This is a genomic window from Pseudomonas sp. CFBP 13719, from assembly GCF_014842095.1.
In the GTDB taxonomy this organism is placed as follows: Bacteria; Pseudomonadota; Gammaproteobacteria; order Pseudomonadales; family Pseudomonadaceae; genus Aquipseudomonas.
The window spans coordinates 61,354-82,400 of record NZ_JACYVB010000004.1 but is presented as its reverse complement, the minus strand read 5'-3'; the positions used below and the strand labels follow the sequence as shown (position 1 = coordinate 82,400).

Annotated in this window: 24 protein-coding genes; 13 read left to right on the top strand and 11 right to left on the bottom strand. The window is 63.8% G+C overall.

Annotated elements, in window-relative coordinates; translation table 11 throughout:
* Positions 1-12 precede the first annotated feature (12 nt).
* The 5 genes from metX (at position 13) to IFT57_RS14995 (ending at position 3,996) form a co-directional block, all read left to right on the top strand.
* Positions 13-1,152, top strand: coding sequence for a homoserine O-succinyltransferase MetX (gene metX / locus IFT57_RS15015; protein WP_122714507.1), 1,140 nt, complete (start codon positions 13-15; stop codon positions 1,150-1,152).
* Positions 1,153-1,159: 7 nt separating this feature from the next.
* Positions 1,160-1,780 carry a methionine biosynthesis protein MetW gene (gene metW, locus IFT57_RS15010; RefSeq protein WP_122795929.1) on the top strand — a complete coding sequence of 207 codons (621 nt, stop codon included), beginning with the start codon at positions 1,160-1,162 and terminating at the stop codon, positions 1,778-1,780.
* Positions 1,781-1,880: 100 nt separating this feature from the next.
* Entirely contained in the window at positions 1,881-2,477 is a 597-nt protein-coding gene (rdgB, locus tag IFT57_RS15005) for an RdgB/HAM1 family non-canonical purine NTP pyrophosphatase (RefSeq protein ID WP_192151917.1), read from the top strand.
* Positions 2,474-3,661 (top strand): radical SAM family heme chaperone HemW, encoded by a 1,188-nt coding sequence (gene hemW / locus IFT57_RS15000; protein ID WP_192151916.1) that lies wholly within the window; start codon positions 2,474-2,476, stop codon positions 3,659-3,661. The genes rdgB and hemW overlap by 4 nt, the downstream gene beginning before the upstream one ends.
* 11 nt (positions 3,662-3,672) lie before the next feature.
* Positions 3,673-3,996, top strand: coding sequence for a DUF3392 domain-containing protein (locus IFT57_RS14995; protein WP_122480515.1), 324 nt, complete (start codon positions 3,673-3,675; stop codon positions 3,994-3,996).
* Positions 3,997-4,099: 103 nt separating this feature from the next.
* On the opposite strand, the gene trmB is transcribed toward IFT57_RS14995, so the two are convergent.
* From trmB to IFT57_RS14975, 4 genes are all read right to left on the bottom strand, one after another.
* On the bottom strand, positions 4,100-4,822 hold the full coding sequence (gene trmB, locus IFT57_RS14990) for a tRNA (guanosine(46)-N7)-methyltransferase TrmB (protein ID WP_192151915.1): 723 nt from the start codon (positions 4,820-4,822) through the stop codon (positions 4,100-4,102).
* Between the two features lie 9 nt (positions 4,823-4,831).
* Entirely contained in the window at positions 4,832-5,626 is a 795-nt protein-coding gene (locus tag IFT57_RS14985) for a thiazole synthase (protein ID WP_122480517.1), read from the bottom strand.
* A gap of 54 nt (positions 5,627-5,680) precedes the next feature.
* Complete coding sequence (gene thiS, locus IFT57_RS14980; RefSeq protein WP_342030363.1) at positions 5,681-5,896, bottom strand: sulfur carrier protein ThiS; 216 nt, start codon at positions 5,894-5,896, stop codon at positions 5,681-5,683.
* Between the two features lie 70 nt (positions 5,897-5,966).
* Entirely contained in the window at positions 5,967-6,338 is a 372-nt protein-coding gene (locus IFT57_RS14975) for a DUF423 domain-containing protein (RefSeq protein WP_122480518.1), read from the bottom strand.
* Positions 6,339-6,384: 46 nt separating this feature from the next.
* On the opposite strand from IFT57_RS14975, the gene mtgA reads away from it, so the two are divergent.
* Positions 6,385-7,140, top strand: a complete 756-nt coding sequence (gene mtgA / locus IFT57_RS14970; protein WP_244657349.1) for a monofunctional biosynthetic peptidoglycan transglycosylase — start codon at positions 6,385-6,387, stop codon at positions 7,138-7,140.
* A gap of 115 nt (positions 7,141-7,255) precedes the next feature.
* On the opposite strand, the gene rpoH is transcribed toward mtgA, so the two are convergent.
* The 4 genes from rpoH to ftsY all read right to left on the bottom strand — a co-directional run bounded on the left by rpoH (position 7,256) and on the right by ftsY (position 11,446).
* Positions 7,256-8,110 carry an RNA polymerase sigma factor RpoH gene (rpoH, locus tag IFT57_RS14965; protein WP_043191535.1) on the bottom strand — a complete coding sequence of 285 codons (855 nt, stop codon included), beginning with the start codon at positions 8,108-8,110 and terminating at the stop codon, positions 7,256-7,258.
* 155 nt (positions 8,111-8,265) lie between these two features.
* Positions 8,266-9,297, bottom strand: coding sequence for a permease-like cell division protein FtsX (gene ftsX, locus IFT57_RS14960; protein WP_122714503.1), 1,032 nt, complete (start codon positions 9,295-9,297; stop codon positions 8,266-8,268).
* Positions 9,294-9,965 (bottom strand): cell division ATP-binding protein FtsE, encoded by a 672-nt coding sequence (ftsE, locus tag IFT57_RS14955; protein WP_122480520.1) that lies wholly within the window; start codon positions 9,963-9,965, stop codon positions 9,294-9,296. Before ftsE ends, ftsX begins: the two co-directional genes overlap by 4 nt.
* The gene (gene ftsY / locus IFT57_RS14950; RefSeq protein WP_192151914.1) at positions 9,962-11,446 is read right to left on the bottom strand and encodes a signal recognition particle-docking protein FtsY; all 1,485 of its coding nucleotides are present in this window, start codon (positions 11,444-11,446) and stop codon (positions 9,962-9,964) included. The genes ftsE and ftsY overlap by 4 nt, the downstream gene beginning before the upstream one ends.
* Positions 11,447-11,678: 232 nt before the next feature.
* Between ftsY and IFT57_RS14945 the strand changes: the two genes are divergently transcribed.
* Genes IFT57_RS14945 through IFT57_RS14930 form a run of 4 tightly spaced genes read left to right on the top strand, consistent with a single transcriptional unit; the run spans position 11,679 to position 16,145 of the window.
* On the top strand, positions 11,679-13,034 hold the full coding sequence (locus IFT57_RS14945; protein WP_192151913.1) for a M16 family metallopeptidase: 1,356 nt from the start codon (positions 11,679-11,681) through the stop codon (positions 13,032-13,034).
* Positions 13,027-14,502: a M16 family metallopeptidase gene (locus IFT57_RS14940; RefSeq protein ID WP_122795924.1), complete on the top strand. Its 1,476-nt coding sequence runs from the start codon at positions 13,027-13,029 to the stop codon at positions 14,500-14,502. The genes IFT57_RS14945 and IFT57_RS14940 overlap by 8 nt, the downstream gene beginning before the upstream one ends.
* Positions 14,502-15,089: a 16S rRNA (guanine(966)-N(2))-methyltransferase RsmD gene (gene rsmD / locus IFT57_RS14935; RefSeq protein ID WP_192151912.1), complete on the top strand. Its 588-nt coding sequence runs from the start codon at positions 14,502-14,504 to the stop codon at positions 15,087-15,089. Before IFT57_RS14940 ends, rsmD begins: the two co-directional genes overlap by 1 nt.
* A gap of 24 nt (positions 15,090-15,113) precedes the next feature.
* A complete protein-coding gene (locus IFT57_RS14930) occupies positions 15,114-16,145 on the top strand; it encodes a hydrolase (protein ID WP_192151911.1) in 1,032 nt (343 codons plus the stop codon).
* Here the strand turns inward: IFT57_RS14930 and IFT57_RS14925 are convergent.
* A complete protein-coding gene (locus IFT57_RS14925) occupies positions 16,108-16,962 on the bottom strand; it encodes a sulfurtransferase (protein ID WP_192151910.1) in 855 nt (284 codons plus the stop codon). The genes IFT57_RS14930 and IFT57_RS14925 overlap by 38 nt on opposite strands.
* A 269-nt stretch (positions 16,963-17,231) precedes the next feature.
* On the opposite strand from IFT57_RS14925, the gene coaD reads away from it, so the two are divergent.
* Both coaD and IFT57_RS14915 read left to right on the top strand, forming a co-directional pair.
* On the top strand, positions 17,232-17,714 hold the full coding sequence (coaD, locus tag IFT57_RS14920; RefSeq protein ID WP_122480527.1) for a pantetheine-phosphate adenylyltransferase: 483 nt from the start codon (positions 17,232-17,234) through the stop codon (positions 17,712-17,714).
* A gap of 101 nt (positions 17,715-17,815) precedes the next feature.
* Complete coding sequence (locus IFT57_RS14915; protein ID WP_043191560.1) at positions 17,816-18,067, top strand: YfhL family 4Fe-4S dicluster ferredoxin; 252 nt, start codon at positions 17,816-17,818, stop codon at positions 18,065-18,067.
* Between the two features lie 34 nt (positions 18,068-18,101).
* On the opposite strand, the gene IFT57_RS14910 is transcribed toward IFT57_RS14915, so the two are convergent.
* Together IFT57_RS14910 and mutM are read right to left on the bottom strand one after the other, a co-directional pair.
* Positions 18,102-18,446, bottom strand: coding sequence for a multidrug transporter (locus IFT57_RS14910; RefSeq protein WP_192151909.1), 345 nt, complete (start codon positions 18,444-18,446; stop codon positions 18,102-18,104).
* A 109-nt stretch (positions 18,447-18,555) separates the two neighbouring features.
* Positions 18,556-19,368 (bottom strand): bifunctional DNA-formamidopyrimidine glycosylase/DNA-(apurinic or apyrimidinic site) lyase, encoded by an 813-nt coding sequence (gene mutM, locus IFT57_RS14905; protein WP_192151908.1) that lies wholly within the window; start codon positions 19,366-19,368, stop codon positions 18,556-18,558.
* A gap of 186 nt (positions 19,369-19,554) precedes the next feature.
* Between mutM and IFT57_RS14900 the strand changes: the two genes are divergently transcribed.
* Complete coding sequence (locus IFT57_RS14900; protein WP_122480530.1) at positions 19,555-20,751, top strand: class I SAM-dependent rRNA methyltransferase; 1,197 nt, start codon at positions 19,555-19,557, stop codon at positions 20,749-20,751.
* The last annotated feature ends 296 nt before the right edge of the window (positions 20,752-21,047 follow it).

Below are 21,047 nucleotides of genomic sequence, written 5' to 3'. Positions count from 1 at the left end.
TGAGCAGGGTCGATGTCCACTGTCTTTCCCGACGATTGCGTCGGTCTGGTCGTTCCACAAATTGCCCACTTCAGCGAACCCCTGGCCTTGGCCTGCGGACGCTCGCTGCCCGCCTACGACCTGATCTACGAGACCTACGGCCAGCTCAACGCCAGTGCCAGCAACGCGGTGCTGATCTGCCACGCACTGTCGGGCCACCACCACGCCGCCGGCTACCATTCCACCGACGACCGCAAGCCGGGTTGGTGGGACAGCTGCATCGGTCCCGGCAAGCCCATCGACACCAATCGCTTCTTCGTGGTCAGCCTGAACAATCTGGGCGGCTGCAACGGCTCCACCGGCCCCAGCAGCATCGATCCCGAGACCGGCAAGCCGTTCGGCGCCGATTTCCCGGTGCTGACCGTCGAAGACTGGGTGCACAGCCAGGCCTGCCTGGCGGATGCCCTGGGAATCACCCAGTGGGCGGCGGTGGTTGGAGGCAGCCTGGGCGGCATGCAGGCGTTGCAGTGGACCATCACCTACCCAGAGCGCGTCCGCCACTGCCTGGCAATCGCTTCTGCGCCCAAGCTCAGCGCACAGAACATCGCCTTCAACGAGGTGGCGCGCCAGGCCATCCTGTCCGACCCCGAGTTCCATGGCGGTGATTTCCAGGCCCGCGGGGTGATTCCCAAACGCGGCCTGATGCTGGCGCGCATGGTCGGGCACATCACGTACCTGTCGGATGACTCGATGGGCGAGAAATTCGGCCGCGGCCTGAAGAGCGAAAAGCTCAACTACGATTTCCACAGCGTGGAATTCCAGGTGGAAAGCTACCTGCGTTATCAAGGCGAGGAATTCTCCGGTCGCTTCGACGCCAACACCTACCTGCTGATGACCAAAGCGCTGGACTACTTCGACCCGGCCGCAGCTCACGACGATGATCTGGCCGCCACCTTCGCCCATGTGCAGGCCAAGTTCTGCGTGATGTCGTTCACCACCGACTGGCGGTTCTCGCCAGCGCGCTCGCGCGAGCTGGTGGATGCGCTGATGGCGGCGAAGAAAGACGTCTGCTACCTGGAAATCGATGCACCGCAGGGGCATGACGCTTTCCTGATCCCCATTCCACGGTATCTGCAGGCGTTCAGCAGCTACATGAACCGCATTGCACTGTGAGGCATCCATGAGAGCTGACCTAGAAATCATCCAGGACTGGATTCCCGCCGGCAGCCGCGTGCTCGACCTGGGCTGCGGCAATGGCGAGTTGCTCGCCTGGCTGCGCGACCACAAGCAGGTCACCGGCTACGGCCTGGAAATCGATGCCGACAACATCACCGAATGCGTGCGCAAGGGCATCAACGTCATCGAGCAGGACCTGGACAAAGGCCTGGGCAACTTCGCCAGCAACAGTTTCGACATCGTGGTCATGACCCAGGCGCTGCAGGCGGTGGAATACCCGGACCGAATTCTCGACGAAATGCTGCGGGTCGGCCGCCAGTGCATCATCACCTTCCCCAATTTCGGCCACTGGCGCTGTCGTTGGTACCTGGCCAGCAAGGGCCACATGCCGGTGTCCGAGTTCCTGCCGTATACGTGGTACAACACGCCGAACATCCACTTCTGCACCTTTGCCGACTTCGAAGCCCTGTGCAGCGAGCGCCGCGCGCAGGTGCTCAATCGTCTGGCGGTGGATCAACAGCACCGCCACGGGTGGGCGAGCAAGATCTGGCCCAATCTTCTGGGCGAGATCGGCATCTACCGGGTCAGCAGTCCCGGGCTGCGCGAGCATCGGGTGGCGGTGTAGACCTCTTATTCGCGGCCACAGACCGCGAAACAGACGACTGGATACGTCAGGCACTCCGCCTGAACTGGCGCTTTGATACCTTCGAGATATATTCACAACCATGATCAACTTCACCCAACTCGTCCTCGCCAGCCATAACGCCGGCAAGCTCAAGGAACTGCAGGCCATGCTCGGCGGGGCGGTGCAACTTCGTTCGGTCGGTGAATTCAGCCAGGTCGAGCCCGAGGAAACCGGACTGTCGTTCGTCGAGAATGCCATCCTCAAGGCACGCAACGCCGCACGCCTGTCCGGCCTGCCGGCATTGGCCGACGATTCCGGCCTGGCCGTGGACTTTCTTGGTGGTGCGCCGGGCATCTATTCGGCGCGCTATGCCGATGGCCAGGGCGATGCCGCCAACAATGCCAAGCTGCTCGACGCCTTGCAGGGCGTGCCCGACGAGCAGCGCGGCGCGCAGTTCGTCTGCGTCCTGGCCCTGGTGCGGCACGCCGACGACCCGCTGCCGATCCTCTGCGAAGGGCTGTGGCACGGTCGCATCCTTCACACCGCCAGCGGCGCCCATGGATTCGGCTACGACCCACTGTTCTGGGTGCCCGAACGCAACTGCTCAAGCGCCGAACTCGACCCTACGCAAAAGAACCAACTGAGCCACCGCGCCCGTGCCATGGCCTTGCTGCGCCAACGCCTGAGCCTTGCATGAACGACCAACTGCTTTATCCGCCGGCACCGCGTCCCGACCAGGCGCTGGCGCAATTGCCACCCCTGGCGCTGTACATCCACATCCCCTGGTGCGTGCGCAAATGCCCGTACTGCGACTTCAATTCCCACACCGCCAGCCCGGTTCTGCCTGAAGAAGAATACGTCGATGCGCTGCTGGCCGACCTGGACCAGGACTTGCCCGCTGTCTACGGACGCCCGCTGAGCTCGATCTTCTTCGGCGGTGGCACCCCCAGCCTGTTCAGCGCGGCTGCCTTGGGCCGACTGCTGGCCGGCGTCGAGCAACGCATCGCCTTCGCGCCCGACATCGAGATCACCCTGGAGGCCAACCCCGGTACCTTCGAACAGGACAAGTTCGTCGCCTACCGCAAGCTGGGGATCAATCGCCTGTCCATCGGTATCCAGAGCTTCCAGGCGCAGAAGCTCGAAGCCCTGGGCCGCATCCACACCGGTGACGAAGCCCTGCGCGCTGCTGAGATGGCGCGCCGCGCCGGTTTCGACAACTTCAACCTGGACCTGATGCACGGCCTGCCCGATCAGTCCCTGGAAGAGGCACTGGACGATCTGCGCCAGGCCATCGCCCTGGCGCCCACGCACCTGTCCTGGTACCAACTGACCCTGGAACCCAACACGGTGTTCTGGAACCAGCCGCCCGTGCTGCCCGAGGACGATACCCTCTGGGACATCCAGGAGGCCGGTCAGGCCCTGCTGGCCGAGCATGGCTTCAGCCAGTACGAAGTGTCGGCCTATGCCAGGCCAGGCAAGGCAGCGCGGCACAACCTCAACTACTGGAGCTTCGGCGACTTCATCGGCATCGGCGCCGGTGCCCATGGCAAGCTGAGCCACCCTGATAGACGCATCGTGCGTACCTGGAAGACCCGCCTGCCCAAGGATTACCTGAACCCCGCCAAGTCATTCAAGGCCGGCGAGAAAGCCTTGGCCACGGACGAGTTGCCTTTCGAGTTCCTGATGAATGCATTGCGCCTCACCGAGGGCGTCGACGCCACTCTGTTCGCGCAACGCACCGGCCTGTCCCTACAGTCACTGGCGACGGCACGCGCCAGCGCCGAACAAAAGGGCCTTTTACAGGTCGAACCGACGCGTCTGGTGGCCACTGCCCGCGGGCAGCTGTTCCTCAACGACCTGCTGCAATACTTCCTGGTATAAGGATTGTCCTGATGGATTTCGTGCTCGATCTGCTCGCCACCGTGTCCCGCTGGGGCCGAGGCAACCTTTCGGAGATCTCCCTGGCCTTGGTGGGCTGTGTGCTGGTGCTGTTCGGCGCCGATGTGAAGGCGTGGGCCGAGGGCCGCCTGGGCTCGCTCTCAGGCATGCTGCGGGTGCCCCTGATCGCCTTGATGTGCGTGATCGGCAGCGGCGCGGCCTTGATCTATGCCACGCCCTGGGTGCTGAAGGGGTTGAGCCAGTTCAACAACTACAGCCTGGCGCCGGTGCTGTTGGTGGTGCTTGTGCTGCTGGGGATCGTCGCTGATCGCAAGTGATGCGTGAGCACTGACGGACTCATCGCGGCCACTGACCGCTCCTACGAGGCCACGCGTAGACCTGTAGGAACAGCCATTGGCTGCGAAGACTTCTAAACCCTCTTCAATCAACTTTCTCGAACTTCAGATCCCACACCCCATGCCCCAGCCGCTCACCGCGGCGCTCGAACTTGGTCACCGGCCGCTCGGCCGGACGCGGTACGCAACCGCCGTCGGCCGCCTGGTTGCGGTAACCGGGCGCGACATTCATGACTTCCAGCATGTACTCGGCATAGGGTTCCCAATCGGTCGCCATGTGCAGCACACCACCGACTTTCAGCTTGCTGCGCACCAGTTCGGCGAACGCCGGCTGGACGATGCGCCGCTTGTGGTGGCGCGCCTTGTGCCAAGGGTCCGGGAAAAACAGCAGCAGGCGATCCAGGCTGTTGTCGGCAACGCACTGCTTGAGCACTTCAATTGCATCGCAGTCGTAGACCCTCAGATTTTTCAAACCCTGGGTCAGCACGCCGTTGAGCAGTGCGCCAACGCCAGGCCGGTGTACTTCAACACCGATGAAATCCAGTTCCGGCGAGGCCGCTGCCATTTCGAGCAGCGAATGGCCCATGCCGAAGCCGATTTCCAGGGTGCGCGGCGCACTGCGACCGAACACCTGGTCAAAATTGGCCGGCTCATCAGTCAGTGGCAGCACGAACAGCGGCTTGCCCTGGTCCAGGCCACGCTGCTGGCCTTCGGTCATGCGCCCGGCGCGCATCACGAAGCTCTTGATAGCGCGGTGCTGGCGCGGTTCGCCTTCGTTGGACGTTGGCGTTTCTTGCGAGTCAGTCATCGGGGGCTCTTACTTGATCAGGCCATCCAGCGGCGAAGAGGCGCTGGCATAGAGTTTTTTCGGCATGCGCCCGGCCAGATAGGCCATGCGCCCGGCAATGATGGCGTGCTTCATGGCCGCGCCCATCATGATCGGATCCTGCGCGTGGGCGATGGCCGAGTTCATCAGCACCGCTTCACAGCCCAGTTCCATGGCAATGGTTGCATCGGACGCGGTACCCACGCCGGCATCGACCAGCACCGGGACCTTGGCTTCTTCCAGAATGATCTGCAGGTTGTACGGATTGCAGATACCCAGGCCAGTGCCGATCAAGCCAGCCAGCGGCATGACTGCGATGCAGCCGATCTCGGCCAACTGGCGAGCGATGATCGGATCATCGCTGGTGTAGACCATCACGTCGAAACCGTCCTTGACCAGCACTTCGGCGGCCTTGAGGGTTTCGATCACATTGGGGAACAGGGTCTTCTGGTCGGCCAGCACTTCCAGCTTGACCAGGTTGTGGCCATCGAGCAGTTCGCGGGCCAGGCGGCAGGTGCGCACCGCTTCCACGGCGTCGTAGCAACCGGCAGTGTTGGGCAGGATGGTGTAGCGATCCGGCGGCAGCACGTCGAGCAGGTTCGGCTCGCCGGGGTTCTGGCCGATATTGGTGCGGCGCACGGCGACCGTGACGATCTGGGCGCCCGAAGCCTCGATGGCCAGGCGCGTCTGCTCGAGGTCGCGGTACTTGCCGGTGCCGACCAGAAGGCGCGACTCGAAGGTGCGACCGGCCAGGGTGAATGGCTTGTCAATGCGAGCATTGCTCATCGGAATTCCTCTGCTGAGGTAAAGATACGAACGTGGAAGGTGCCGGCGACTCGATCAGCCGCCGCCGATGGCGTGAACCACTTCGATCTGGTCACCCTCGCCCAGTACGGTGTCGCCGTGCTGGCTGCGCGGGACGATGTCCTGGTTCAGCTCGACGGCCACGCGGCGGCCGACCAACTCGAGACGGACCAGCAGCCCGGCAACGGTTTCGCCGTCGGGAAGTTCGAAAGGGTCGCCGTTCAATTGAATGCGCATGCGGTCGGCAGCCATCATTTTTTGGGGGTCGCCATTCTAGCCCGATCGCCGAGGATTCCCAAGGCCAAGCCGACCACCCGCGCCATCAGCCCAGGCGCCAGGCGACCATACCCAGGCACAGCCAACCGGCGAGCAATGCCAGGCCGCCGAACGGGGTAACGATACCCAGCTTGCTGACGCCGGTCAGGGTCAACAGATACAGGCTGCCCGAGAACAACACGATACCCAGACAGAACAGCGCGCCCGCCCAGCCCACCAGACGCCCTGGCACATGGACGCTGAGCAGCGCGACCCCGAACAACGCCAGGGTGTGGATAAGTTGGTAGCTGACGCCGGTCTGGAAAATGGCCAGGTACTCGGCGCTCAGGCGGTTCTTCAAACCGTGGGCGGCGAAGGCACCGAGCGCCACACCGGTAAAGCCGAAGAACGCAGCCAGCATCATGAACGTACGCAGCATCCAGGTGTGTCCTCATAAAGCCGTGTTGCACCGCAGGGTCTGTATAATGGCCCGCTCACCCGGCCAGGCCAAGCCCTTCATGCTGCAATCCTTCTTCCGCCGTCTGTGCAAGACCCTGCTCTGGTTCGTCGCCGCAAGCGTGGCCGTGGTGGTGATCTTTCGCTTCATCCCTCCGCCGGGCACCATGCTCATGGCCGAACGCAAGATCGAATCCCTGATCGACGGCCAGCCGATCGACCTGCAACGCGATTGGCAATCCTGGGCGAACATCGCCGACGATCTCAAGGTGGCGGTGATCGCTGGTGAAGATCAACGGTTCGCCGAGCATTGGGGCTTCGACATCGCCGCCATCCGTGCGGCGTTTGCGCACAACGAAGAAGGTGGCTCGCTGCGCGGTGCCAGCACTCTGAGCCAGCAGGTGGCGAAGAACGTATTTCTATGGTCGGGCCGCAGCTGGTTGCGCAAAGGCCTGGAGGCGTGGTTCACCGGTCTGATCGAAATCTTCTGGTCCAAGCAGCGCATTCTCGAGGTCTACCTCAACAGCGCGGAATGGGACGACGGCGTGTTCGGCGCCGAAGCGGCCGCGCGGCATCATTTCGGCGTTGGCGCGGCTCAACTGTCCCGCCAACAAGCCAGCCTGCTGGCCGCCGTGCTGCCCAACCCGCGAAACTGGAGTGCCAGCCGGCCCAGCCCTTACGTAGCTCGCCGCGCGGGCTGGATCCGCCAGCAGATGGGCCAGCTGGGCGGCCATGACTATCTTCTGCGCCTGAACATGCCGCGCCCGGCGCCCTGGGCCGATTAGGCCACGTCTGTGTGGGATTGCGGGCGGACGGCAAGCCCTCTCTCGCGAAGACTTCCTGCCAGGCAACAAAAAGCCCCGAACCAGTCGGGGCTTTTCAATTCAACACATCAGCACATCAAGCCGCGATGGAAACCTTCAGCTTGTTCATCGCACTCTTCTCCAACTGACGAATGCGCTCGGCCGACACGTTGTACTTCTCGGCCAGCTCGTGCAGCGTCGCCTTTTCCTCGGCCAGCCAGCGCTGGTAGAGGATGTCACGGCTGCGATCGTCCAGCACCTGCAGGGCTTCGTGCAGGTTGGTGTTGGAGTTGTCGCTCCAATCGGCGTCTTCCAGTTGGCGCGCCGGGTCGTAGCGATGGTCTTCCAGGTAGTTGGCCGGGGACTGGAACGCACTGTCGTCGTCTGCTTCGGCAGCCGGATCGAAGGCCATGTCATGGCCGGTCAGGCGGCTTTCCATCTCGCGGACTTCACGCGGCTCCACACCCAGGCTTTCGGCCACGCGGTGCACTTCCTCGTTGTTCAGCCAGGCCAGACGCTTTTTCTGGCTGCGCAGGTTGAAGAACAGCTTGCGCTGCGCCTTGGTGGTCGCCACCTTGACGATGCGCCAGTTGCGCAGGATGAACTCGTGAATTTCAGCCTTGATCCAGTGCACGGCGAACGACACCAGGCGCACACCCATTTCCGGGTTGAAACGCTTCACGGCCTTCATTAGGCCGACGTTGCCTTCCTGGATAAGGTCGGCTTGAGCCAGGCCGTAGCCCGAATAGCTGCGCGCAATGTGCACGACGAAACGCAGGTGAGCGAGCACCATCTGCCGAGCCGCTCCAAGATCCTGCTCATAGTAGAGACTCTCGGCCAGTTCACGCTCCTGCTCGGGTGTCAGCAAGGGAATGCTGTTCACCGTGTGCACATAGGCTTCCAGGTTTGCACCCGGCACCAGCGCATAAGCAGGTTGCAAAGAAGTGGTCATACGAAAAAACCTCCGACTCACATGACTCGTGCCCGCAGGCACTGCGAAAAATTGACCGGAAACCAGTAGACAAGTTCCCTATGACGCTTTAATGGCCAATGACAATAAAGTTAACTTTGAATACACGTTCGAACAGCACACATATCTGTTGCAGGCTAACGCGGCGCCAGTTCGCGCAGGTGCCGCCAGACCGCAATCCACGCACCGATATACCCTAACAATACCGCGCCTAGCAAGAGCGACAAGCCGTCGGCGACGGGAACCCCACCCAAGGCGAAGTCACTGCCGTACAAGCCGGAAAGCCCGGTGACCGCATCGTTGAGCCAATCCAGGCCGAACGCCAGTATACCCCAGGCAAAAATGCCTGCGCCGAAGCCATACAGCGCACCCATGTACAGGAAAGGTCGACGCACATAGCTATCCGTGCCCCCTACCAATTTGATGACCTCGATTTCGATGCGTCGGTTCTCGATGTGCAGACGAATGGTGTTGCCGATCACCAGCAGCAACGCCGAAACCAGCAGCAGGGTCAGGCCAAACACGAACCGGTCGCCCAGCTTGAGGATCGCCGCCAGCCGCTCCACCCACACCAGGTCAAGCTGCGCCTGCTGCACCTTGGGCAGTTCGGCGAGTTGCTGGCGCAGGGTTTCCAGGGCGGCCTTGTCGATTTCCAGCGGGGTGACCACCACTACGCCGGGCAGTGGGTTCTCGGGCAGTTCCTTGAGCGCCTCGCCCAGCCCCGACTGCTGCTGAAACTCACCCAGCGCCTGCTCGCGACTGATGAACTCGGCCTGCGCCACGCCCGACAGCCCCTTGATCTGCGTCACCAGGGCCTGGCCCTCGCGCTCGCCGGCATCGAGTTCCAGATACAAGGAGATTTGCGCCGCGCGCTGCCACGAACCGCCCAATCGCTCGACGTTCTTGAGCAGCAAAGACAGGCCCATGGGCAGGCTCAAGGCCACGGCCATGACCAGGCAGGTAAAGAAGCTGCCGATCGGCTGCTTGCCCAGACGGCGCAGGCTGTCTACCCAACTGGCGCGATGGCTTTCGACCCAGGCGCGCAGCAGGCTGCTGAACGGCGGCCCGTCGTCTTCGTCACGCTGGCGTTTCTTCGGCTTCTGCGGTGTGGGCTCGCCGCCCTTGGGCGCTACCCGGTCCGCGACCTTGGGGCTGCGTGTCGCACTCATTGTCCTGCCTCTCCGTCACCGATCAGGCGTCCGCGCTGCAGCGTCAGCATGCGATGACGCATGCGCGCGATCAGCGCCAGATCGTGGCTGGCAATCAGCACGCTGGTGCCTAGCCGGTTGATGTCTTCGAAGACCCCCATGATCTCGGCCGCCAGACGCGGATCGAGGTTGCCGGTGGGTTCATCGGCGAGCAGCAAGGCTGGCTGATGGACGATGGCCCGGGCAATGCCCACGCGCTGTTGCTGGCCCGTCGACAAGTCGCCGGGGTACAGGTCGGCCTTGTCTGCCAATGCCACGCGCTCGAGCGCCGAATCGACCTTCTTGGCGATTTCCGGCTTGCTCAAGCCGAGAATCTGCAGCGGCAAGGCGATGTTGTTGAACACCGTACGGTCGAACAGCAGCTGGTGATTCTGGAACACCACGCCGATCTGGCGGCGCAGGAACGGGATCTGCGCATTGGTGATCTGCCCCAGATCCTGGCCGGCCAGCAGCAGCTTGCCGCTGGTGGGCCGTTCCATCGCCAGCAGCAGGCGCAGCAAGGTACTTTTGCCCGCGCCGGAATGACCGGTAACGAACAGGAATTCGCCACGCCGCACCCGGAAGCTCAGTTCATGCAGACCGACATGGCCGTTGGGGTAGCGCTTGGCAACCTGTTCGAATCGAATCATGAAGGCTCCCGCTCGGCGAACAAGGCCTGGACGAAGGGTTCTGCCTCGAAGCTACGCAGGTCGTCGATGCCCTCGCCCACGCCGATGTAGCGAATGGGCAGGCCGAACTGCTTGGCCAGCGCAAAGATCACCCCGCCCTTGGCGGTGCCGTCGAGCTTGGTCAGCGCCAGGCCGGTCAGGGCCACGGTCTGGTTGAACTGCTTGGCCTGGTTGATCGCGTTCTGCCCGGTACCGGCGTCGAGCACCAGCAGGACTTCGTGCGGCGCCTGCTCGTCGAGCTTGCCCATCACCCGACGGACCTTCTTCAGCTCTTCCATCAGGTTGTCCTTGGTGTGCAGACGCCCGGCAGTGTCGGCGATCAGGACATCGATGCCGCGCGACTTGGCGGCTTGCACGGCATCGAAGATCACCGAGGCGGAATCGGCACCGGTGTGCTGGGCGATAACCGGGATATTGTTGCGCTCGCCCCACACCTGCAACTGCTCGACGGCTGCGGCACGGAACGTGTCACCCGCCGCCAGCATGACCTTCTTGCCTTCGAGCTGCAGCTTCTTGGCCAGCTTGCCGATGGTGGTGGTCTTGCCGGCGCCGTTGACGCCCACCACCAGAATCACGAATGGCTGGTGCTCGGCCTTGATCACCAATGGCTGCTCGACCGGCCGCAGCAGGGCAGTCAGCTCGCTTTGCAAAGCCTTGTACAAGGCGGCGGCGTCGGTCAGCTCCTTGCGCGCGACCCTGCGGGTCAGGCTCTGGATGATCACCGACGTGGCCTCGACGCCGACGTCGGCGGTCAACAGGCGGGTTTCCAGCTCTTCGAGCAGGTCGTCGTCAATGATCTTGTTGCCCAGAAACAGGCTGGCCATGCCTTCGCCAAGGCTGGCGCTGGTCTTGGCCAGGCCCTGCTTGAGGCGCGCAAAGAAGCCGGTCTTGGTCTGCCCTGGAGGTTGCGCGGCAGCGACGGCAGGCGTCGGCGCTTCGACACGGGGCGCAGCCACGGTGGGCACGGGCACTTGCACTGGCGAAGGAGGCGCAGGTACCGGGGCTGGCGCGCTGGGCGCTGCAGGAGCTGGTGGCGAAACAGGAACAGGAACAGGAACAGGCTCGACGGCCACCGGGGCCGGCGCTTCCGGCCGCGGAGCGATGACCGGCGGCGTTTGCGGGGCATCGTCCTCGACCAGCGCCACCGGTTCCTCGGGCACCGGGAGCACCAGGCCGTGCGGGGCAGGCTGTTCGGCAGGTGCGGCAGCGGGCTCGGCCTGCGGCGCCAGAACCGGCTCCGGTGCGAGCGCGACTGCGGCTTCGACGGAAGCCTGCGGGATCGCCTCGGCAGCGGCGTCGGCTTCTGCGGGCAGATTCTGGGCGGCAGGGGTTGGCGGCTGTTCGGCGACAGGTGTCTGCGGCTTCTTGCGCAGCCATCCGAACAGGCCTTTCTTTTCACCGGCCGGGGCCGGGGTCTTTTTGTCGTCGTTGGAACCAAACATGGAAGACGGCTATCTCAAGGTAGCGACGCGCCAGGCGGCGAGTCGGAAAAAATTCGAAGACGCAACACAGACTGCTTTTACGCCGGCTCGTTCACGCGCAACATTTTGTCGAGTTGCCCGGGCAGGTTCATGCCTTCCAGGCATGGCCCCCAGCGAACCGGATCAGTATCCTAGCACCTCCTCGCCCGTAGACGCTAAGGCCACGCGGGCAGCTCTCAAGGTTCTGAATCCCATGAATGTCCTCGCCCGCCGCGCCGCAGGCCTGCTGCTCTGCACGCTCAGCCTGCCTTTGGCAGCTTTTGCCGCCGATACACAGCCCACGCACGAATTCACCCTGGACAACGGCCTCAAGGTCGTCGTGCGCGAGGATCACCGCGCCCCGGTGGTGGTTTCCCAGATCTGGTACAAGGTCGGCTCCAGCTACGAAACCCCCGGCCAGACCGGCCTGTCCCACGCCCTTGAACACATGATGTTCAAAGGCACCGACAAACTGGGCCCCGGCGAAGGCTCGCGCATCCTGCGCGACCTCGGCGCCGAAGAAAACGCCTTCACCAGCGACGACTACACCGCTTATTACGAAGTGCTAGCCAAGGACCGTCTGGCCGTGGCCTTCGACCTCGAAGCCGACCGCATGGCCAGCCTCAGCCTGCCCGCCGAAGAATTCGCCCGGGAAATCGAAGTCATCAAGGAAGAACGCCGCCTGCGCACCGACGACAAGCCCAGTGCCAAGGCGTACGAGATATTCAAGGCCATGGCTTTCCCGGCCAGTGGCTACCACACGCCCACCATCGGCTGGATGGCTGACCTGGAACGCATGAAGGTCGAAGAGCTGCGCCATTGGTACCAGGCCTGGTACGTGCCCAACAACGCCACCCTGGTGGTGGTGGGCGACGTCAAGCCGGACGAGGTCAAGGCCCTGGCGCAACGCTTCTTCGGCAACATCGCCCGGCGCCCCACCCCGCCGGCGAAGATCCCGCTGGAACTGGCCAACCCCGGCCAGCGCCTGGCCACATTGCATGTACGCACCCAACTGCCGAGCCTGCTCTACGGCTTCAACGTCCCAGCGCTGGCCACTGCCGACAAGCCGCGCGACGTCCAGGCCCTGCGGCTGATTTCCGCCCTCCTCGACGGCGGCTACAGCGCGCGGATGGCCACGCGCCTGGAACGCGGACAGGAACTGATCTCCAGCGGTGGTGCCCGGTACGACGCCTTCACCCGCGGCGACAGCCTGTTCTTCATTTCCGCGACGCCCAATGCGCAGAAGAAAAAGACCCTCGCTGATGTCGAGAAAGGGCTTTGGAAACTGCTCGACGAGCTCAAGACCACGCCGCCCTCTGCCGACGAGGTGGAGCGCGTGCGCGCTCAGGTCATCGCCGACCTGGTCTACAGCCGCGACTCCATCAGCAGCCAGGCCACCACCATCGGCATGCTCGAAACCGTGGGGCTGTCGTGGAAACTCATGGACAGCGAACTAGAAGACCTCAAGAGCGTGACGCCGCAGGACATCCAGAGCGCCGCACGCACCTATTTCACCCGCGATCGCTTGAGTATCGCCCACGTTCTGCCAGAGGAAGCCGCTCATGAGTGAGCCCACCACCCCCCGTCGTTTCCTGGTTGGCTCGACTTTCCTGGTGCTTGCCGGTTGCCTGGCCACCTTCGCAGTCCAGGCTGCGGACGCCACCGGCGCTGGCCAACCCGTGCGCGGCCTGCAATCGGTGAGCGAGCTGGGCAACACCGCACCCAGCCATCGCCGCCTCGACATCCAGAGCTGGAAAACCGCCGAAGGCGCCAAGGTCCTGTTCGTCGAGGCCCACGAGCTGCCGATGTTCGACCTGCGGCTTACCTTCGCCGCCGGCAGCAGCCAGGATCAAAACCATCCCGGCATCGCCCTGCTGACCAATGCCATGCTCAACGAAGGCGTGGCCGGCAAGGACGTCAGCGCTATCGCCCAAGGCTTCGAAGGCCTGGGTGCGGACTTTTCCAACGGCGCCTATCGCGACATGGCCGTGGCGTCGCTGCGCAGCCTCAGCGATACCGACAAGCGTACCCCTGCGCTCAAGCTGTTCGCCGATGTCGTCGGCAAACCGACCTTTCCGGCAGACGCCCTGGTACGCATCAAGAACCAACTGCTCGCCAGCTTCGAGTTCCAGAAGCAGAACCCTGCCAAGCTGGCCAGCAACGAGCTGTTCACGCAGCTGTATGGCAGCCATCCGTATGCACACCCCAGCGAAGGCGACGCCAAGAGCCTGCCGGGCCTGAGCATCGAGCAGCTGCGGGCGTTTCATAAGCGTGCCTATGCTGCAGGCAACGCGGTCATCGCCATCGTCGGCGATCTGTCGCGCGGCGAAGCCGAGCAGATCGCCGCCCAGGTATCCAGCGCCCTGCCCAAGGGCCCTGCGCTGGCCAAGCCGGCGCAACCAGCCGCACCCGCAGCCGGCGTGACCCATATCGACTTCCCGTCCAAGCAGACGCAGATGTTCATCGCGCAGCTGGGCATCGACCGCAAGGATCCGGATTTCGCCGCACTGTCCATGGGCAACCAGATCCTGGGCGGCGGTTCCTTCGGTACCCGCCTGATGAGCGAGGTCCGGGAAAAACGCGGGCTGACCTATGGGGTGTACTCGGGCTTCACGCCGATGCAGGTGCGCGGTCCGTTCCTGATCAACCTGCAGACCCGTGCCGAGCTCGGCGACGGTACCTTGAAGCTGGTGCAGGACATCCTGCGCGATTACCTCAAGACCGGTCCCACTCAGGAAGAACTGGACAACGCCAAGCGCGAGCAGGCTGGCAGCTTCCCGCTGTCCAATGCCAGCAACGCGAGCATCGTCGCGCAACTGGGCGCCACCGGTTTCTACGACATGCCGCTGACCTGGATGGAAGACTTCCTGCAGCAGTCCCAGGCACTGACCGTTGAGCAGGTCAAAGCTGCGATGAACAAACATCTGGATGCCGATAAACTGGTGATCGTCACGGCTGGCCCCAAGGTTGCGCAGCAACCGTTGCCGGCCCCCACGGACACACCCAACGAGCAACCGCTCGGCGTACCGGAGCACTGATGGCCAGCGTCAACACCAAGCAACCCCATGGTGGCCAAGGCCACCTGCGCATCATTGGCGGCCAGTGGCGCAGCCGCAAGCTGAGCTTCCCGGAAGCGCCCGGTCTGCGCCCTACCCCGGATCGGGTGCGTGAAACGCTGTTCAACTGGCTGGCCGCGCACATCGAAGGTGCCAAGGTGCTGGACGCCTTCACTGGTAGCGGCGCCCTGTACCTCGAAGCGCTGTCCCGTGGCGCCAGCATGGCATTGGCGCTGGATGCCAATGCCACCGCCATCTCCAGCCTTCGGCACAATCTGGATCTGCTCGGTTGCGCCACGGGCCAGTTGCTGCAAAGCGATGCGTTGAAGTACCTGGAAACCCAGACCCCGAGCACATTCGATCTGGTATTCCTCGACCCACCCTTCCACCAGAACCTGCTGCCGGCGACCTGCACGCTGCTGGAAGAAAAAGGCTGGCTGGCCGAACGTGCCTGGATCTACACCGAGAGCGAAGCACCGCCTTCGGCGTTGCAGTTGCCGGCAACATGGCGCCTGCACCGCGAGAAGAAAGCCGGACAGGTTTACTACTCCCTGTGGCAGCGCGGCTGACACAGGCTTGCCAGGGCAGTCACGTTGAACGCAGCACATCCTCATTTCCGTCCGGCCCTTGGGCTGGGCAACCCACATATACAGACGCTGTGGGGCCCCCTGTGGCGCAAGCAACCGGCACTGGCGCGGGAGCGCGAACGGCTGTGGCTGGAGGATGGCGATTTCGTCGACCTCGACTGGCACGGCCCACACGCCCCCCATGCGCCATTGGTGCTGGTATTGCACGGCCTGACCGGATCATCCAATTCGCCCTACGTCGCCGGCCTGCAATGCCAGTTGGGGCAGCACGGTTGCGCCAGCGTGGCCGTCAACTGGCGCGGCTGCTCCGGCGAGCCCAACCTGTTGGCGCGCAGCTACCACTCCGGCGCCAGCGAAGACTTGCTGCACGTGCTCGAACACCTGGGTAAGCAGCGCCCCCAGGCGCCGCTTTACGCCGTGGGTTACTCACTGGGCGGCAACATCCTGCTCAAGCATCTGGGTGAAAGCGGAGCGGCCAGCCCATTGCAGGCCGCGGTGGCGGTATCGGTGCCGTTTCGCCTGGACCAGTGTGCCGACCGCATGACCCAGGGCTTTTCCAGGGTCTACCAGGCACATTTCATGCGCGCCATGCTCGGCTACCTGACCGACAAACGCAGCCGCTTCCAGCACGAGGGGCAGCACGAGGGGCTGGCTGCGCTCGAAGCGCTGGGCTCGCTGCAGGGCATCAGGACCTTCTGGGATTTCGACGGTCAGGTCACGGCCCCGCTGCACGGCTTCAAGGATGCCCAGGACTACTATCGCAGCTCGTCGAGTCGCTACTACCTGGGCGGCGTCGCCAAACCCACGCTGATCATCCAGGCCAAGGACGATCCGTTCGTGTTTCCCCACAGCCTGCCCACCGCCGAAGAAATGTCGCCCTGCATCGAGTTCGAGCTGCATGCGCGGGGCGGGCACGTCGGCTTCGTCAATGGCAGCCTGCGTCAGCCCGGCTATTACCTGGAACGGCGCATACCGCAGTGGCTGAACCAGTGGATCGAGTTCATGGCCCCTTCTGCACGGGTCGCTGCGGATCGGTGATCCAGTCGCTCCAGGAACCTGCATACAGCGTCGCCAACGGGTATCCCGCCAAGGCCATGGCGAACAGGTTGTGGCAGGCGGTGACGCCCGAGCCACAGTAGGCTACGGCCTGTTGCGCAGGTCGGCCCTTGAGTTGGGCGTCGAAGCGTTCACGCAGCTGCTGCACCGGCAGGAAGCGCCCATCCGGCCCCAGGTTCTCGGTGAAGGCTGCGCACTGTGCGCCGGGAATGTGCCCAGCGACAGGGTCGATGGGTTCGACCTCGCCCAGAAACCTGGGCAGCGCTCGAGCATCGAGCAGCGTCAGCTGCGGATCTTCCAGGCGCGTCTGCACGTGGGCCGCATCGAGCACACGTTCGTGATCCGGGGTACCGACAAAATCGCCCGGCTCCGTGGACGCCGCATCCAGACTCAAGGGCAGCCCGGCGGCGTGCCAGGCTGCCAGCCCGCCGTCGAGAAGAAACACTCCGTCACGCTTGCCCAGCCATGCCAGCAGCCACCATGCACGTGCCGCGTAGGCACCCGGGCCATCGTCATAGAGGACGACCTGGCTGTCTGCCCCGATACCCCAGCGCTGCAACCTCTCTTGCAATTGCCCAGGCTCGGGCAGCGGATGACGCCCGGTCACGCCCTTGATCACAGGCGCACTGAGGTCGCGACCCAGGTCGGCGAAGTGGGCACCGGCAATGTGGCCTTCGGCATAGCTGCGCTGGCCGTAGTCGACGTCTTCCAGGCTGTAGCGGCAGTCCAGCAGGACCCATCCAGGGGAGTCGACATGTTCGGCGAGCGCTTGTGGGCTGATCAGTTGCGCGATGGGCATGGAGGGCTCCGGCAGTTGAGGAATGACAGATCCGCGCGCAGCTGGAAAAGCTCGGGCAGAATCCATCGCGGCATGAATCACTGTAGCAGTCGGCACGCCACGTCACGCGGCTCGCCGCGGCTATCGGCCATCCTACAAGGGACGGCCAGCTACCGCGACAGCGTGCCACAGGCGATCCTGCTTGCATTGCGCCATGGATGCAGGCTTGGCCCACCTCTCCGGCTGCGATACCATCGCACTCCTTAACCGATTCCCGCCAGGACGCCGTGATGAACCGAGTGTTGTACCCAGGTACCTTCGACCCGATCACCAAGGGTCACGGTGATCTGGTCGAACGCGCCTCGCGCCTGTTCGATCACGTGATCATCGCGGTCGCCGCGAGCCCGAAGAAAAACCCCCTGTTCGCCCTCGAGCAACGGGTGGAGTTGGCCCGCGAAGTGACGCGGCACCTGCCGAACGTCGAGGTCGTGGGCTTCTCGACCCTGCTCGCGCACTTTGCCAAGGAACAGAACGCCAATGTGTTGCTGCGCGGCCTGCGGGCGGTGTCCGATTTCGAATACGAGTTCCAGTTGGCCAACATGAACCGGCAACTGGCTCCGGATGTGGAAAGCCTGTTCCTCACCCCTTCGGAACGCTATTCCTTCATTTCGTCGACGCTGGTGCGGGAAATTGCGGCCCTGGGTGGAGACATCACCAAGTTCGTCCATCCGGCCGTGGCCGAGGCGCTCACCCTGCGCTTCAGCAACAAGTAGCCGGCAGTGGTTGCGCCCGCGTGCACTGCGGGCGCTAATGCGGCACAATTGCGGCCATCGGTTTTCACATGCCTGGGCCGTAGTCTCGGGCCGGAGTCTTCATGTCCCTTATCATCACCGACGATTGCATCAATTGCGACGTCTGCGAACCCGAGTGCCCGAACGCTGCCATTTCCCAGGGGGAAGAGATCTACGTGATCGATCCCAACCTGTGTACCCAGTGCGTAGGCCACTACGACGAACCACAATGCCAGCAGGTCTGCCCGGTGGATTGCATACCGCTGGACGAAGCGCATCCTGAATCCCAGGAACAGCTGATGGCCAAGTACAAGCAGATCACCGGCAAGCATTGATTCCAGCGCGCTGGCAGATGCGCCAGCGGCAGGCTCAGTCGCGGTTGCCGTAGCCGCTCTGCGTACAGCCCAGGCAACGCACGAAAGCGGCCCGGCCCGGATCGACCACCAAGGCCTTGCCACTGGCCCCGACGTTGCCGCCGGCGGCGGTGAACGGCAATGCGATCACGAACAGCCCCGCGCCGACGATGGTGGCCGCCACCAGCAGCGGCCGCGCGATCAGCAGATCGCCAATCATGGCGTAGGCCGGCGGATTCTGGATCTGGTAGGTCGGGTCACCGCTGCTCGTGCTCATGCTCGAATCGGCGGCAGTGACCGGCACGATGTGCAGGCCGAAACTGACGATCAGCGCCAGCGACAGGGTTCGAAACAGGTTCATGGCACAATCCTTCTGCTCACGTGGGGCGACTGCGATTTGCGATGGGGTCATCAGGGATAAAAGTAACTATATCAGTTGCCCGCCATTGTGCAGGCCGCGCGCAGTCGGATCATGTCTGGCAGCGCGGGCAATACACACTGGCACGCTGGCCCAGCTTGACCTCGCGCAGGGTGGTACCGCAGACCTTGCACAGCTGCCCACCCCGGCCATAGGCGAACAATTCCTGCTGAAAGTAGCCCGGCTGGCCATCTCCGCCGATGAAGTCGCGCAACGTGGTACCACCGCGTTCGATCGCGTAGGCCAGGATGCGCTTGATCTCGACCGCCAGGCGCAGGTAGCGGCCGCGCGATATGCCCCCCGCCGCGCGGCGCGGGTCGATACCGGCGGCGAACAGCGCTTCGGTCGCGTAGATATTACCCACCCCGACCACCACCGCGTTATCCATGATGAACGGCTTGACCGCCATGCTGCGGCCACGCGACAGCTGAAACAGCCGTTCGCCGTCGAACAGCTCGGTCAACGGTTCGGGCCCCAGCCCCTGGAGCAATGTGTGGTTGAGCGCATCCAGGCTCCAGAGCATGGCGCCGAAACGTCGCGGATCGGTGTAGCGCAAGGCCATGCCCGATTCCAGCTCGATGTCGACATGCTCGTGCTTGAGCGGCGGCAGACCGGCTTCGACCAGGCGCAGGTTGCCCGACATGCCCAGGTGGCTGATCAAGGTGCCGACTTCGGCGTTGATCAACAGGTACTTGGCCCGCCGCTCGACGGCCACGATCCGCTGCCCGGACAGCCGCGCGTCCAGGTCTTCGGGTATCGGCCAGCGCAGGCGCCGGTCGCGGACGATCACGCGGCTCACGCGTTGCCCTTCCAGGTGCGGAGCAATACCCCGGCGAGTGGTTTCTACTTCGGGTAATTCAGGCATGGGGCTCCTGATGCGAAACGCGGATCGATAGGCAATCGTGTCCCAGGCTCGACGCATCGGACACCCCGGGAATTCTAACCGTTAAGGCTCGCAGCGCCCACCGTGCGCACCGGGTCATTTGTCGAATGAGCCCTCGGCGGCTGGGGCGACGGGTTATACTCCCGCTCTTTTTTCCGGAGCGACTTCATGTCCCTGCCCAGCCTTCGCCTCAAAGCCAACGCCGACCGCCGCCTGCGCGCCGGCCACCTGTGGGTCTACAGCAACGAGATCGACGTGGCCGCGACCCCGCTGAACGGTTTCCAGGCGGGCGATCAGGCCATTCTCGAAGCGGCGGGTGGCAAGCCCCTGGGCGTGGTTGCAATGAGTCCGAACAACCTGATCTGCGCTCGCTTGCTGTCGCGCGACGTCAAGCTGAGCCTGGACAAGTCGCTGCTGGTGCACCGCCTCAACGTGTGTCTGTCGCTGCGCGAGCGTCTGTTCGACAAGCCGTTCTATCGCCTGGTATTCGGTGATTCCGACCTGCTGCCGGGCCTCGTGGTGGATCGCTTCGGCGACATCCTGGTGGTGCAGCTGGCTTCGGCCACCATGGAACGCTACAAGGCCGATGTGATGGCCGCATTGATCCAGGTGATCAAACCCAGCGGCATTCTGTTCAAGAATGACTCGGCCGCCCGCGATGCCGAAGGCCTGGAGCGCTACGTGGAGAGCGCCTTTGGTGTGGTGCCGGAGTGGGTCGCCCTGGAAGAGAACGGCGTGAAGTTCGAGGCACCGGTGATGGAAGGCCAGAAGACCGGCTGGTTCTACGACCACCGCATGAACCGCGCGCGCCTGGCGCCGTACGTCAAGGGCAAACGCGTGCTCGACCTGTTCAGCTACATCGGCGGCTGGGGCGTGCAGGCCGGTGCCTTCGGCGCCAGCGAAGTGTTCTGCGTCGACGCCTCGGGCTTCGCCCTCGATGGCGTGGAGCGCAATGCCGCGCTCAATGGCTTCGCCGAAAAAGTCACCTGCGTGGAAGGCGACGTGTTCGAAGCCTTGAAGGAGCTGAAGGCCGCCGAAGAACGCTTCGACGTGATCGTGGCTGACCCGCCCGCGTTCATCAAGCGCAAGAAAGACCTGAAGAACGGCGAAGGCGCGTACCGTCGTCTCAACGAGCAAGCCATGCGCCTGCTCAGCAAGGACGGCATCCTGGTCAGCGCGTCGTGCTCCATGCACCTGCCCGAAGACGACCTGCAGAACATCCTGCTGACCAGCGCCCGCCACCTGGACCGCAACATCCAGCTGCTGGAACGCGGCGGCCAGGGCCCGGACCATCCGGTGCACCCAGCGATTCCGGAAACGCGGTACATCAAGAGCATTACGTGCCGGTTGTTGCCTAATAGCTGACCTACCGCGGCGCCTGGTTCGCGGCCACGGACCGCTCCTACAGAGAATTGTGTCTTCCGTGGGAGCGGTCATCGGCCGCGAAAAGGACGACGCGCACTGGCTGATGCACCGCGGCGCCTGGTTCGCGGCCACGGACCGCTCCTACGGAGAATCAAGAGGGCCTGGCCGCGTCAGGCCTTAGTGCCGATTACTTGCCGCGCCCCACGTTCCATCCTTCCCCCATGGGTGTAGAATCGTCCTACTCATCGCCAATCATCCCCCGGCGGGTTTATGAGCTCGGCCGAACGCGTGGCGAT

Excerpts from the sequence above, each read along its gene's own strand:
- metX (WP_122714507.1), top strand. The coding sequence starts at position 13 with ATGTCCACTGTCTTTCCCGACGATTGCGTCGGTCTGGTCGTTCCACAA.
- metW (WP_122795929.1), top strand. The coding sequence starts at position 1,160 with ATGAGAGCTGACCTAGAAATCATCCAGGACTGGATTCCCGCCGGCAGC.
- rdgB (WP_192151917.1), top strand. The coding sequence starts at position 1,881 with ATGATCAACTTCACCCAACTCGTCCTCGCCAGCCATAACGCCGGCAAG.
- hemW (WP_192151916.1), top strand. The coding sequence starts at position 2,474 with ATGAACGACCAACTGCTTTATCCGCCGGCACCGCGTCCCGACCAGGCG.
- IFT57_RS14995 (WP_122480515.1), top strand. The coding sequence starts at position 3,673 with ATGGATTTCGTGCTCGATCTGCTCGCCACCGTGTCCCGCTGGGGCCGA.
- trmB (WP_192151915.1), bottom strand. The coding sequence starts at position 4,822 with ATGACTGACTCGCAAGAAACGCCAACGTCCAACGAAGGCGAACCGCGC.
- IFT57_RS14985 (WP_122480517.1), bottom strand. The coding sequence starts at position 5,626 with ATGAGCAATGCTCGCATTGACAAGCCATTCACCCTGGCCGGTCGCACC.
- thiS (WP_342030363.1), bottom strand. The coding sequence starts at position 5,896 with ATGGCTGCCGACCGCATGCGCATTCAATTGAACGGCGACCCTTTCGAA.
- IFT57_RS14975 (WP_122480518.1), bottom strand. The coding sequence starts at position 6,338 with ATGCTGCGTACGTTCATGATGCTGGCTGCGTTCTTCGGCTTTACCGGT.
- mtgA (WP_244657349.1), top strand. The coding sequence starts at position 6,385 with ATGGCCCGCTCACCCGGCCAGGCCAAGCCCTTCATGCTGCAATCCTTC.
- rpoH (WP_043191535.1), bottom strand. The coding sequence starts at position 8,110 with ATGACCACTTCTTTGCAACCTGCTTATGCGCTGGTGCCGGGTGCAAAC.
- ftsX (WP_122714503.1), bottom strand. The coding sequence starts at position 9,297 with ATGAGTGCGACACGCAGCCCCAAGGTCGCGGACCGGGTAGCGCCCAAG.
- ftsE (WP_122480520.1), bottom strand. The coding sequence starts at position 9,965 with ATGATTCGATTCGAACAGGTTGCCAAGCGCTACCCCAACGGCCATGTC.
- ftsY (WP_192151914.1), bottom strand. The coding sequence starts at position 11,446 with ATGTTTGGTTCCAACGACGACAAAAAGACCCCGGCCCCGGCCGGTGAA.
- IFT57_RS14945 (WP_192151913.1), top strand. The coding sequence starts at position 11,679 with ATGAATGTCCTCGCCCGCCGCGCCGCAGGCCTGCTGCTCTGCACGCTC.
- IFT57_RS14940 (WP_122795924.1), top strand. The coding sequence starts at position 13,027 with ATGAGTGAGCCCACCACCCCCCGTCGTTTCCTGGTTGGCTCGACTTTC.
- rsmD (WP_192151912.1), top strand. The coding sequence starts at position 14,502 with ATGGCCAGCGTCAACACCAAGCAACCCCATGGTGGCCAAGGCCACCTG.
- IFT57_RS14925 (WP_192151910.1), bottom strand. The coding sequence starts at position 16,962 with ATGCCCATCGCGCAACTGATCAGCCCACAAGCGCTCGCCGAACATGTC.
- coaD (WP_122480527.1), top strand. The coding sequence starts at position 17,232 with ATGAACCGAGTGTTGTACCCAGGTACCTTCGACCCGATCACCAAGGGT.
- IFT57_RS14915 (WP_043191560.1), top strand. The coding sequence starts at position 17,816 with ATGTCCCTTATCATCACCGACGATTGCATCAATTGCGACGTCTGCGAA.
- IFT57_RS14910 (WP_192151909.1), bottom strand. The coding sequence starts at position 18,446 with ATGAACCTGTTTCGAACCCTGTCGCTGGCGCTGATCGTCAGTTTCGGC.
- mutM (WP_192151908.1), bottom strand. The coding sequence starts at position 19,368 with ATGCCTGAATTACCCGAAGTAGAAACCACTCGCCGGGGTATTGCTCCG.
- IFT57_RS14900 (WP_122480530.1), top strand. The coding sequence starts at position 19,555 with ATGTCCCTGCCCAGCCTTCGCCTCAAAGCCAACGCCGACCGCCGCCTG.